Origin of the sequence: uncultured Algibacter sp. (assembly GCF_947490405.1) — a bacterium.
Taxonomy (GTDB): domain Bacteria; phylum Bacteroidota; class Bacteroidia; order Flavobacteriales; family Flavobacteriaceae; genus Algibacter_B.
In genome coordinates, this window is the sequence record NZ_CANLGU010000005.1 from 61016 (window position 1) to 74045 (window position 13030).

General features: G+C 31.8%; 13 protein-coding genes. 5 read left to right on the plus strand and 8 right to left on the minus strand.

The window, feature by feature from the left end:
- Positions 1-6: 6 nt before the first annotated feature.
- Positions 7-420: a TerB family tellurite resistance protein gene (locus tag Q0772_RS11725; protein ID WP_298344818.1), complete on the minus strand. Its 414-nt coding sequence runs from the start codon at positions 418-420 to the stop codon at positions 7-9.
- A gap of 379 nt (positions 421-799) precedes the next feature.
- Here Q0772_RS11725 and Q0772_RS11730 point away from each other — a divergent pair, with 379 nt between their 5' ends.
- Positions 800-1063: a DUF1456 family protein gene (locus Q0772_RS11730; RefSeq protein ID WP_298344821.1), complete on the plus strand. Its 264-nt coding sequence runs from the start codon at positions 800-802 to the stop codon at positions 1061-1063.
- A 37-nt stretch (positions 1064-1100) separates the two neighbouring features.
- Here the strand turns inward: Q0772_RS11730 and sucC are convergent, their stop codons facing one another.
- On the minus strand, positions 1101-2291 hold the full coding sequence (gene sucC / locus Q0772_RS11735; protein WP_298344824.1) for an ADP-forming succinate--CoA ligase subunit beta: 1191 nt from the start codon (positions 2289-2291) through the stop codon (positions 1101-1103).
- A gap of 201 nt (positions 2292-2492) precedes the next feature.
- Here sucC and lysA point away from each other — a divergent pair, with 201 nt between their 5' ends.
- Positions 2493-3728, plus strand: a complete 1236-nt coding sequence (lysA, locus tag Q0772_RS11740; protein WP_298345478.1) for a diaminopimelate decarboxylase — start codon at positions 2493-2495, stop codon at positions 3726-3728.
- 132 nt (positions 3729-3860) lie between these two features.
- Entirely contained in the window at positions 3861-4805 is a 945-nt protein-coding gene (locus tag Q0772_RS11745) for a sterol desaturase family protein (RefSeq protein ID WP_298344827.1), read from the plus strand.
- Positions 4806-4847: 42 nt separating this feature from the next.
- On the opposite strand, the gene Q0772_RS11750 is transcribed toward Q0772_RS11745, so the two are convergent.
- On the minus strand, positions 4848-5861 hold the full coding sequence (locus tag Q0772_RS11750) for a T9SS type A sorting domain-containing protein (protein WP_298344831.1): 1014 nt from the start codon (positions 5859-5861) through the stop codon (positions 4848-4850).
- Between the two features lie 230 nt (positions 5862-6091).
- Here Q0772_RS11750 and Q0772_RS11755 point away from each other — a divergent pair, with 230 nt between their 5' ends.
- Positions 6092-7270 (plus strand): heparan-alpha-glucosaminide N-acetyltransferase domain-containing protein, encoded by a 1179-nt coding sequence (locus Q0772_RS11755; RefSeq protein ID WP_298344834.1) that lies wholly within the window; start codon positions 6092-6094, stop codon positions 7268-7270.
- A 29-nt stretch (positions 7271-7299) separates the two neighbouring features.
- On the opposite strand, the gene Q0772_RS11760 is transcribed toward Q0772_RS11755, so the two are convergent.
- The 3 genes from Q0772_RS11760 to Q0772_RS11770 form a co-directional block, all read right to left on the minus strand.
- The gene (locus Q0772_RS11760; protein WP_298344837.1) at positions 7300-7854 is read right to left on the minus strand and encodes a hypothetical protein; all 555 of its coding nucleotides are present in this window, start codon (positions 7852-7854) and stop codon (positions 7300-7302) included.
- A gap of 10 nt (positions 7855-7864) precedes the next feature.
- Entirely contained in the window at positions 7865-9277 is a 1413-nt protein-coding gene (locus Q0772_RS11765) for a M20/M25/M40 family metallo-hydrolase (protein WP_298344840.1), read from the minus strand.
- A gap of 175 nt (positions 9278-9452) precedes the next feature.
- On the minus strand, positions 9453-10304 hold the full coding sequence (locus Q0772_RS11770; protein ID WP_298344842.1) for a PPK2 family polyphosphate kinase: 852 nt from the start codon (positions 10302-10304) through the stop codon (positions 9453-9455).
- 119 nt (positions 10305-10423) lie between these two features.
- Between Q0772_RS11770 and Q0772_RS11775 the strand changes: the two genes are divergently transcribed.
- Complete coding sequence (locus tag Q0772_RS11775) at positions 10424-10939, plus strand: NAD(P)H-dependent oxidoreductase (RefSeq protein WP_298344845.1); 516 nt, start codon at positions 10424-10426, stop codon at positions 10937-10939.
- 17 nt (positions 10940-10956) lie between these two features.
- On the opposite strand, the gene Q0772_RS11780 is transcribed toward Q0772_RS11775, so the two are convergent.
- Together Q0772_RS11780 and Q0772_RS11785 are read right to left on the minus strand one after the other, a co-directional pair.
- Complete coding sequence (locus Q0772_RS11780) at positions 10957-12120, minus strand: sigma-54 dependent transcriptional regulator (RefSeq protein ID WP_298344849.1); 1164 nt, start codon at positions 12118-12120, stop codon at positions 10957-10959.
- A gap of 3 nt (positions 12121-12123) precedes the next feature.
- Complete coding sequence (locus Q0772_RS11785; RefSeq protein ID WP_298344852.1) at positions 12124-13014, minus strand: DUF6268 family outer membrane beta-barrel protein; 891 nt, start codon at positions 13012-13014, stop codon at positions 12124-12126.
- Positions 13015-13030: the final 16 nt, after the last annotated feature.

The window sequence follows — 13030 nt, forward strand, 5'->3', positions numbered from 1 at the left end:
TTAGTTTTAATTGTATTGCGTCTTGAAGATGTCTATCAATACATCTGGAGGTACAATTTTATTTGGAAAACTTTCCATTAAATATAACACCTTCGTTATGGATTCATGGCTTAACCCCATTCTCAATCCAAAATTGTATAATTTTATTACACCAGTTGAATTATTATCTTCATTATGCTCCTGCTCAATATTCATTAATAATACTAATCTATGAAACTGAACAATTCGTTCGCTATGAGATTTTAAATGAGTATAAGAAACAGGATTTTCAAGTAAATACTCAAAATCTTCACGAGAAATATCTAATTGCTTCGCAACACCCAATAAAAAATTAAACTCTATACGTTTAATATCCTTATCGTATTTAGCAAAAGCAATCATTTCAGATAATAGGCTTAATTTTTCTACTCTATTTATCATTTTTAGGGTTTTTCTTTGGGATGAATTAACTTGTTATAAATTTACATATAAGAACCTTTTTATAATCGTGTATATAATGTAACTTATCGAAAAACAGTACGCTTTTAGTCGTGTTTTTTATCAAGTTCGTCAATAATCCATTTTTATTAAACTTAAAAATTTGCGTTTGGTCTTGAGTTAAACCAATTTTAAAGTTTAATTTAACAGACATAAATAAATGATTTACAGATATTTATATCACAACTATGCAATTAATATTGGTAACCTAAGCTGTATACATTTTAAGTATCTTTACAACGCAAGCAAAAACGTCAATTTGGTAAAAGCTCATAATCAAAATCGATGAAATGCATACACCAAACAAACAATTAAAATTAAGATGACAAATAATGATATATTAAAAAAATTGAGAGTAGCTCTGAAACTAAGAGATGATGAAATTGTGAAAATTTTAGAGCTCGTTGATTTCAGAATTTCCAAAAGTGAACTTGGTGCTTTCTTTAGAAGAGAGGATCATCCTAAATATATGGAATGTGGGGATCAAATATTACGCAATTTTCTAAACGGACTTGTAATTCATCTCAGAGGCCCCATACCCAAAAGAGGAGAAAAAAGTAACGAACAAAAAAAGAGCAACAAATAACTTGTTGCTCTTTTTTCTAGTAATTATATTTTCTTCCTTAAGATAGTACTTGTTGTACTTTATCTGCAGCTTCTTGAAACTCGGTAGCACTCATTACATCCAATCCAGAATTATCAATTAACTCTTTTGCAATATCAGCATTGGTACCTTGTAAACGCACAATAATTGGAACATTTATAGTCCCCATGTTTTTATAAGCATCAATAACTCCTTGAGCAACACGGTCACACCTTACAATACCTCCAAAAATATTAATTAGAATTGCTTTTACAGCTGGGTCTTTTAAAATAATTTTAAACGCAGCTTCAACACGTGCTGCATCAGCAGTACCACCAACATCTAAAAAGTTAGCTGGCTCACCTCCTGCTTGTTTAATCAAATCCATTGTTGCCATGGCTAATCCTGCTCCATTTACCATACAGCCAACATTTCCATCAAGATCAACATAATTTAACCCAAGCTCCCCTGCTTCAACTTCTATGGCACTTTCTTCACGTACATCACGTAAATCTACATAGTTTTTATGCCTAAATAAGGCATTATCATCAATGGTTACTTTCGCATCAACAGCCATGATTTTATCGTCACTGGTTTTTAAAACAGGATTAATTTCAAATAAAGATGAATCCGATTTTACATAAGCTGTGTACAATGCCGTAACAAACTTTGTCATTTCCTTAAATGCACCACCAGACAAACCAAGGTTAAACGCAACACGTCTAGCTTGAAAAGGCATTAATCCAACAGCTGGATCAACTTCCTCAGTAAAAATTAAATGTGGTGTTTCCTCTGCTACAGTTTCAATATCCATTCCACCTTCAGTAGAATACATAATCATATTACGACCTGTTCCTCTATTTAATAGAACAGACATGTAAAATTCATTAGTTTCACTTTCACCAGGATAATAAACATCTTCAGCAACTAAAACTTGATGCACACGCTTGCCTTCAGCAGAAGTCTGCGGTGTAATCAAATCCATACCAATAATTTGTCCTGCAATATCCTCTACTTCTTGTAAATTTTTTGCAAGCTTAACGCCTCCACCTTTACCTCTACCTCCTGCGTGAACTTGAGCCTTTATAACATGCCAGCTTGTTCCTGTCTCACTAGTTAATTGCTTTGCAGCTGCTACTGCCTCATGAGCATTTTGGGCAACTATACCACGTTGGATGCGTACTCCAAAACTGCTTAATATTTCTTTACCTTGATATTCGTGTAAGTTCATAATTTAACTTCTATTTTAAGATTCACAAATGTAAATAAACGCCTTTACTTACCCTAATATTTAATTGTGAAAACTTTTATAAATTATAAGTACAAAACACTATTGTTAAATAATTAACAAATTGTTTAATTTGTAATATTTTTTATTTATTTATTTGTTTTAACCTACAAAGAAATATCTTTGGCAAAAATTACAATAACTATGTTAAATAATCAGTTGCAAAAAATTGCACAAGATTTTGGAAGTCCCGTTTATGTTTATGATGCTGACAAAATTGAAAGTCAGTACAAAAGGTTGACTAATGCATTTAATGGCGTTAAAAAACTAAAACTTAATTATGCTGTTAAAGCATTATCAAACATATCTATCTTAAAACTTTTTAAATCTTTGGGTTCAGGTATTGATACCGTTTCAATTCAAGAGGTTCAACTAGGTTTAGCTGCTGGTTTTTCACCAGATCAAATAATCTTTACCCCAAACGGTGTCTCTTTAGATGAAATAGAACAAGCCGCAAAACTAGGTGTGAAAATTAATATTGATAACTTATCAATATTAGAACAATTTGGTACAAAGCATCCAAAAATTCCTGTTTGTATTCGTATTAACCCGCATGTTATGGCTGGTGGAAATGCAAATATTTCTGTTGGACATATTGATTCTAAATTCGGTATTTCAATACATCAAATACCACATATCTTAAGAATTGTTGAAAACACTAAAATGACCATTAACGGTATACACATGCATACAGGCAGTGATATTTTAGATATAGAAGTATTTTTATATGCCAGTGAAATATTATTTGACACAGCAAAACAATTTAAAAATTTAGATTTTATTGATTTCGGATCTGGCTTTAAAGTTCCATACAAGACAGGAGATATAGAGACTAATATTGAAGAATTAGGAAAAAAACTATCTTCAAGATTTAATGCCTTTTGCAAAGAATATGGTAAAGAATTAACTCTAGCTTTTGAACCTGGTAAATTTTTAGTGAGTGAATCTGGTTTCTTTCTAACCAAAGTAAACGCTGTAAAACAAACTACCTCAACTGTTTTTGCACAAGTTGATTCTGGTTTTAATCATTTAATCCGCCCTATGCTTTATGGATCTCATCATGATATAGTTAACATATCAAACCCAAAAGGTAGAGAACGTTTTTATACCGTAGTAGGTTATATTTGTGAAACTGATACTTTTGGAAACAACAGGCGTATTAACGAAATTAATGAGGGAGATATTCTATGCTTTAAAAATGCTGGTGCATATTGTTTCTCCATGGCAAGTAATTACAATTCAAGATACAGACCTGCCGAAGTATTATGGCATAACGATAAGGCACATTTAATAAGAAAAAGAGAAACTTTTGAAGATATTTTAAATAATCAAATTGAAGTTGATTTTAATACCAAAAAGAAGGCTGCTTTAGTAAAATAAAGTTTTTCTAAATAACTATTAAACCTCTTCAGAGCTAAATGAGCTCTAAAGAGGTTTTTTTTTGAAAATAACTCAACTTATTGAAGTTTAGTAACAAAATCGGTTTATTTTTGAGCAAACATATTATTTTTAATGGATTTTACTAACCCACTAGTTTATGGTGTACCTTGTTTCCTTGGTTTAATTTTACTGGAATTATCGTACAGTAAACATCATAAAGAAAAAAAAGACCTTTACGATTGGAAAGACTTAACCGCAAGCCTAACTATGGGCATTGGCTCCACTATAATAGCACCGCTTACCAAAACTATTGCTGCAATTGTTCTGTTTAATTTTGTTTACAATGTCTTTAATCCTGAAATTAACGGCATTCGTACAAATATTATGGGTTGGGAATCTTTCGGATACGCTTGGTACGTTTGGTTATTATGTCAATTAGCAGACGATTTTAGTTATTATTGGTTTCATAGACAAAACCATAATGTTAGATTTTTATGGGCGGCACATGTGGTTCATCACTCATCAGATAAATTCAATTTGGGCACAGCAGTAAGAAACGGTTGGTTCACCATTTTTTATAAACCTTTCTTTTATATGTGGATTCCAGCTATAGGTTTCCCACCAGAAATGCTTGTTGTCTGTCTGGGTATCGAGGCACTGTGGCAATTCCAACTGCACTCTATATACATTCCAAAATTGGGTATCATCGAAAAAGTTTTTAACACACATACCATGCACCAAGTGCATCATGCTCAAAATATTGAGTATATGGATAAAAACCACGGTGGCTTTCTAAATATTTTCGATAAAATTTTTGGAACTTGGAAAGAGCTAGACGAAAATATCGATATAAAATACGGTGTAACCAAACCTCCAAATTCTTATAATCCACTAGTTATTCTTACACACGAGTACAAAGATATATGGAATGACATGAAAAAATCAAAAAACTGGTATCATAAATTCATGTATGCTTTTGCTCCTCCTGGTTGGAGTCATGATGGCAGCACGCTTACTATAAAACAACAGCAAAAGCTTCTACTAAAACAAAAAAAACATATTATTAATGAACTCTAATATATGTTTCAAAATTTAATTATATGAGGTTTAACGATATAATTATTCTTTTATAAACTTTCTTGAAAGTACACCTTTACTCGTCAAAACAGTCAAAATGTAAGTACCAGATTTTAATGTATTGATATTGGTATTACCCAAACTTGTTTTTGAACTTAAAATTTGTTTCCCCATAATATCAAATATCTTAGTCTCAAAAATATTAATGTTATCTGGAAAATTAAAACTTAAACTATTCCTAACAGGATTCGGGTAAATACTTAAAGTTATTTTAGAATTATTTGTTTTAGTGGCACCTCCTAATGTCTCTTCTAACAAGCTTTCTGTAATCTCTGAAGTATCATTAAATAAAAAGGAAGTAATTTCTAAAGTTGATGTTCTAAATATAAGATCTCCATTACTATCATTATAATAATTGTATGTTGTTTGTATTATCTTTCCATTAGCTAAAGAGAGGTTCAAATCCTGAATAATCTTAAGCCTTGTAACTGCGCCACTAAACGAAGTAATATCGGTTCCACTTACAGTTAATGTTCCATGGGCATCAACCTCACTCGTAACTGTTCCTGTAAAGGTACCATTAACACTAAAAGGAATATAATTAAAGTTCCCTGCAACATTATCAGTGTTTATAGTAATTGGCATTGTATAGCTTAATGGAAAATTACCAATTAGAGCATTCCCTCCTTGCGAAGAATTATTATAATTTAAAATTAAACCCTCTCCTTCAAATCCTGTTATTGAAAATGCCCCACCATTATTGGAATAAAAAAACTTTACAGCTGCCCCATTTTTAATTGACGTAAATACATTTGTTGTATTTGGATAATCGGCAGATTCTTGTGGAGTTGCATTATTATAAGTATCGGTAGATTCTCCACTTTTGGTCAGACTCGTAAAATCCCATACTATATTTGCTCCTGAAGAACTGTGATCTAAAGTGTTATTGATTATGGTGTATCTAGATCCATCAGTACTATTATAATCAATAATAGGGGATTGAGAATAAACAGCAAAGCCTAATAACCACAAAAAAATAGTTAACTTTAATTCCATAGCATTCTTTTGAATCTAATAAATTTAAAAAACATAAATGAAAGTCAGTACTATACTAGATATAAATGCGCTTTTTAAGGTTATGATGCTCATTATATGTATGCGTACATATATTAAGTAAATTAATCCTTCAATACTTTGAAAATATAATCTAATTATTATTTGTTATGGCTGTATTCTTTAACTACTTTTAACTTCCTCAAGTTGTATTAAAAAGCAAATACAGTCTTATGCAAATAAAAACTAATCGTATCGAATCCATAGACATTTTAAGAGGTGTTGTTATGGTAATTATGGCATTAGACCATGTTAGAGACTATTTTCATTACGGATCATTTTTTGTAGACCCAACAAATTTAGAAACCACAACTCCATTTTTATTTTTCACCCGTTTTATAACACACTATTGTGCTCCTATTTTTATTTTTCTAGCGGGTACTTCAGCATTTTTATATGGCAGTAAAAAAACGAAATCTCAGCTTTTTAAATTTGTATTAACTAGAGGGCTGTGGCTTATTTTTTTATCTGTTATTTTAAATAATTTTTTATGGCAGTTTGATGTTACTTACAGTTTTATAGTGCTTCAAGTTATTTGGGCAATTGGGCTTTGTATGGTACTATTATCCTTTGTCGTTTATTTACCACTAAAAGTGCTTTTAGTTATTGGAATAATTCTAATGGCAGGACATAATTTACTAGATGGCATAGTGGTAAAAGGCACAAGCTTTTCATCCATCATTTGGTACATTCTGCACCAACGACAATTCATTCAAATAGGCAGTAAAATGTTTGCTTTTGCATACCCAATTATACCCTGGTTTGGTTTAATTATCACTGGATATTGTTTTGGCAAACTTTATGCAAAAGACTTTAATGCTGAACTTAGAAAAAAATATTTAATTACAATTGGAGTTGCAGCAATAGGCTTATTCTTTGTCATTAGAGGTATAAATGCATATGGAGATTTAACACCTTGGTCAGTTCAAGATACAACCACCAAAACAATTTTGTCATTTTTTAAAGTTACCAAATATCCTCCATCATTAGTTTATTTGCTAATAACTATTGGACCATCTTTACTATTCTTATACGCCATTGAAACTGTAAAAAACAAAATCACTGATTTCTTTTTGGTGTTTGGTCGTGTACCATTATTCTATTACTTCCTCCATATTTTAGTTATTCATATTTTAGCCATATTAGGTATCATAATATTTGGAGGTAATTGGAAAAATATGATTCTTTCAGCAGATGTTTTTATGAATGCAAAACTCATAAATTATGGTTACTCCCTTTTGGTTGTATACATAGTTTGGCTTGGTGTTATTGCGTTACTTTACTACCCTTCAAAAAGGTATATGATTTATAAAGCTAATAATAAAGATAAATGGTGGTTGAGCTATCTTTAAGATGATTCAAAAAAAAACACTAAGAAAAGCTATTCTTTTAGCTTTCCTTGAAAAACAGAAACTTTAGAGTTAAAGGGATTGCCAGAAGCACGACGCAACATAACAATCTGCCCACAGTGCCATAAGGCATCTGCGATAGGCCCGTTTATAACATTCCAAAACGGGTATCTGTCATTATCAAATTGAGATACATCATCTGTCGCTTTTAAAATATCTGACGCTTTTTTAAAATTAAGAAGTGTTAGTTTTCGCTTCTCATCAAAAGTCATTTCTAAAGCTTTATTTTGTTTTTCATCACTTGATATTGAGCTTAAAATAAAATTAGAAAGTCCATATAAATGCTCTATAGTTTCAGCAGAAGTTCGTCCAGATTCACTTGGTTTGTAGTTTAAATCTTCTGGTCGTAAACCTTCAGTTGCCCAATAATAACGAAAACCTAAGCCATCAACCATTCTTGCTGCTACAGTACCTTGCGTATAAGTTTTAGAATAGGGTCCAATTTCATGATACGGTAATTTCTCTTCGCTTTGTGCCATTGTAATAGTTGTTAATATTAAGGCTAGTATTGATATTATATTTTTCATTTATTTGGCACTAATTTTTAATTGTTGCTTGATTAGAAATTGGATTAACACCATACTTATCGAATAAATACACCAGTGCTGTCATGGTTGCTGCTCCTAATTCTAACTCGCGTTTATTAATAGCGTCAAAAGTATCATTACTGGCATGATGATGGTCAAAATAACGCTGAGAATCTGGACGTAAACCAGCCAAAACATTTGAGTCTGTTTTAAGAGGGCCAACATCTGCTCCGCTTCCTCCCTTTTCAAAATAATGAATGAGATACGGTTTGAATAAAGGTTGCCAACTCAATACTTGATCAAAAGCTGCATCACTACAATCAAAACTAAAGCCTCGCGGTGTAAATCCTCCTGAATCACTTTCCAAAGCAAACACATGGTTTTCAGCTTTCTCTTTAGCTATTCTAGCATATTTTTTTCCACCACGCAAACCATTTTCCTCATTCATAAACAAGACAACCCTAATGCTACGCTTAGGTGTTATTCCTGATGCTTTTAAAAGTCTTAATACATCCATAGATTGTACTACACCAGCACCATCATCATGAGAGCCATCTCCCAGATCCCAGGAATCTAAATGACCACCCACAATCATATATTCATCAGGATGTTCACTTCCAGTTATTTCTCCAATTACATTATAAGATTTCACATCTTGTAATTGCTTACAACTTTGCTTAAAAAAGAATTTTATACTGCTATTTAGCTTTAACATTGTGCTTAACAACTCTGCATCGTTAGTACTAATTGCTGCAGAAGGAATGCGTCTGTTTACTGGCAAATTATCATAAGTCATACTTCCAGTATGTGGCAAATCATCTAATCTTAAATTCATAGAGCGAACGATAACACCAACGGCTCCATATTTTGTAGCTTCTAAGGCGCCTTCATAACGTTGATTTACACATCCGCCATAAGCTTCAAAAGTGTGAATTAAATCTGCTTGCATTGGGCGATTATAAAACACTATTTTACCTTGAATCTTTTCGGGACCGAGTGCTTCTAACTCTTCGAAGTTTTTTACCTCAACAACTTCTGCTTTTAACCCTAATGCTGGAGTTGCAACAGAGCCACCTAAAGCACAAATATTAACGTTAGTAGTTTTACCTGGTTCGCTTTCAATATAGGCAAACTCTTTGCTACCTCTAACCCATTTTGGCACCATAACTGGCTGTAACCAAACTTTATCTAAGCCTAGTTTATCCAATTCTTCTTTAGTGTAAGCTACAGCACGTTCTGCCCCTAAAGATCCTGATAAACGACTTCCTATTTGGTTGGACAAATGGTTTAACCAATCGTAACTTTTTCCATTAGTTAATGATTGTTTATAAATAGTTTTTAGAACTTCTTTATCAGTTTGAGCAGTAAGGTTAATTGTGAATATTATACAAACAACAAGTAATATTGACTTTAAAATTTTCATATAATTATTTTATGTTTAAAGATAGTATTTCTTTACTGTTGAATAGTAGCTCTACATATAAATTTGTGTTAATATCATGAGGCTATTGCGTTAACGATTGAACGGCATGTCTGAAATCCTTTTTGCTTTTTCGCAAAAAGATTGAGTAGTGAAAGCGTGTTAAAACGCCCTAAAATTATTCGTTATTTAGTTGTTGTTTATACAGTTCTAAATTAGATTTTACATCATCATCTAACTCTGGTTCTTTAATGTCTTGGTAAGTGCTTAATGCATCCAACATGATTTTAGCAACCATATATCTCGCTGAGGGTTTATCATCAGCTGGAATTGTATACCAAGGTGCGTGTGGTTTTGATGTTCTGTTAATAGCATCTTCATAACACTCTTGGTACGTGTCCCAAAGCTTACGTTCTTTTAAATCTCCTGGTGAGAATTTCCAGTTTTTTTCTTGCTTATTTAAACGACGGAGTAATCTGTTTTTTTGTTCTTCCTTTGAAAGGTTTAAAAAGAATTTAAAAATAAGTGTTCCATTTTCTGCAATATGCTTTTCGAAATTATTAATCTGCTCAAAACGCTGTTTCCAAAAATCATCATTTACCTCATCTACTGAATCTACACCTGGAATATTTTCACCCATGATATACCCTGGGTGTACGCGCGTAACTAACACATTTTCGTAATGCGTTCTATTAAAAACTCCAAACTTTCCACGAGCAGGGAGTGCTATGTAATGTCGCCATAAATAATCATGCTTTAATTCTAATTCTGTTGGCACTTTAAAACTATGTACCTCAACACCTCGTGCATTAAAATCTTTAAAAACCTCACGAATTAGACTGTCTTTTCCTGCTGTATCCATACCTTGTAAACATACTAAAACTGCATACTTCCCATGTGCATAAATGGTGTCTTGAAGTTCTCCTAACTGCTTTCTGGTTTCTTTAAGTTTTTTCTTTGCATCGTCTATTACAACTTTGGTTTTAGTGTCTTTTAAGGCTATGTTAGAGGTGACTTTGTAGTTATCCATGGTATAAATTTTATCTGGATTAAATATATAAAAATGCTATCGATTTTATCATACTTTGTATTAATTGTTTCTATCTGAAAATGGAATTCTGTAGTGCCTAAAATTTTAATTTTGTATTTATGAATAGGACTGTTATTATACAAGGAAGCTCAAGAAGCGATGGTGATACCAACAAAATTGTTAGTTACATAGCTGAATACAGCGATGCTGATATTATTGATTTAGCTACTAAACATATTGGACACTACGATTACAACTATAAAAATAAAAATGACGATTTTATCCCATTGATAACTGATATTATTAATACATACGACACTATAATTTTCGCGACTCCTGTATATTGGTATAGTATGAGTGGTATTCTTAAAGTGTTTTTTGATAGAATTTCTGATTTAATTCGAATACATAAAGATACTGGCAGGAAGTTACGAGGCAAAAATATGGCTATGATTAGCACCAGTAACCACGATGATTTAAAAACTGGTTTTACTATGCCTTTTATTGAATCTGCTAATTATTTAGGCATGAATTACTTAGGAGACATACATACTTATATTGAAAATGATACAATTAATGATGAAGTAAAAAATAGGTTGCATCATTTTGTTGAAACCATAAAAAAGGCAATATAAATATTGCCTTTTTTATTTTATTTTGAAGCAAACAGTTTAACATCTTGCTCGCTTACCTCTGCTCCTCCTAAAATAATTAAACGCTCAATAACGTTTCGGAGCTCTCTTATATTCCCTGTCCAGTCATATTCTTGTAACAACTTAACCGCTTTTTCTGAAAATGCTTTTTTTGCAGTGCCTTGTTCACTTGCTATTTTTCCTGAAAAGTGTTCTATTAATAACGGAATATCGTCTCTTCTATCATTTAAAGCTGGTACTTTTATTAAAATCACAGCCAAACGATGATATAAATCCTCACGAAAATTTCCTTCTTCAATTTCCTTTTTTAAGTTTTTATTTGTTGCAGCTACTACTCTAACATCTACTTTTATATCCTTATCACTACCAACACGTTGAATCCTGCTTTCTTGCAAAGCGCGTAATACTTTGGCTTGTGCAGATAAACTCATATCGCCTATTTCATCCAAAAAAATGGTTCCTCCATTAGCTGCTTCAAATTTTCCTGCTCGGTCTTTATTGGCACTTGTAAACGCACCTTTTACATGCCCAAACAACTCACTTTCAATTAACTCGCTTGGAATTGCTGCACAGTTAACTTCTATTAAATTTCCTTTAGAACGGTCACTCTTTTCGTGTAACCAATGTGCTACTAATTCCTTTCCTGTTCCGTTTGGTCCTGTTATTAAAACTCTAGCGTCTGTAGGTGCTACTTTATCAATGATGTTTTTAATTTGAGAAATACCATCGCTTTCTCCTATCATTTCGTACTTCTTGCTTACCTTTTTCTTCAGAATTTTATTTTCTACAACCAGCTCTTTTCTATCTAGGGCATTTCTAACTGTATTTAAAAGTCTATTTAAATCTGGTGGTTTTGAAATATAATCGAATGCTCCTAATCGCATCGTGTTTACTGCAGTATCCAAATCTCCATGACCAGAAATCATGACTATAGGCGTTTCAGGTTTTATTTTTTTAACAGCCTCTAATACCTCAACACCATCCATTTTTGGCATTTTAATGTCACAAAGAATTAAATCAAAATCATCATTCTTTATTTTCTCAATACCCGATAGTCCGTCTTCTGCTTCATCAACTTTATAAGCATCATTTTCTTCTGAAAGAATTTTAACTAGCACACGTCTTATCGCAGCTTCATCTTCAATTACTAATATTTTTGACATACGTTAAATTTTAAATTTTATTCCTGTTCTTAAATAGAACGCGTTTACGTCGTCTAATTTAAAAACTTCATCTCTATTTTCATTACGTAATACGTTATTTAATCTAAACGTATAACCAGTATACAAATACCCTACCAAATGTTTTGTAAACAAATATTCATAACCCAATCCTCCTACAATAACGGATAATGAAATATGATCTATTTCCTCTCCATTTACAATAGTAGTTTTTTGTAAATGAGCCAAATAGCCATCTAAACCTACAAATGCTTGCACATTATTTTTTTCATTTATAATATGCTTTAAATTCGATTTAGGAACTCCTGCATTAAAACTCCAAGACTCATTAATTTCCCTAAAATAACTTACAAAAGGAAGCGGAAAAGGTAAACCTGTTGTAGCATTGTATGTTAATCCTAAAATTAAGCGATAAGGTCGTTTTAAATCTGCTTCTTTTCTTCTATCATTAATATAAAAAACACCACCATTCATAAAATAATCATCAGAGCTTAATGCACTTGTTAATGTAGATGCTATTCTAGGGTTTAACTTAAACCCTAACCGTTTTTGATTATTTAATTTAAAGGTATAGCCAACATTGAAATCAATTACATGAATATTATCTATTATTGAGGTATCAAATGGTAAATTCTCCTCCAGATTAAGTATGATTCGGTTATATTCGCCTCCAACAATTATATAATTACCATCTTTAACTTTGATGGGATAGTTTAATATAGCTCTTAGTCTAGTATACTGACTTTCAGAATTACTTTTCGGTATAAAAGAGTACTCTAACCTAGCAATATCAGTAAGTTGAGCATTTAAAAAATTACACCCAAGAAAGAAACATATTAGTATATATTTTATTTTCTTCCTTTTTATTTGATGCATCAACGTATTGATATTT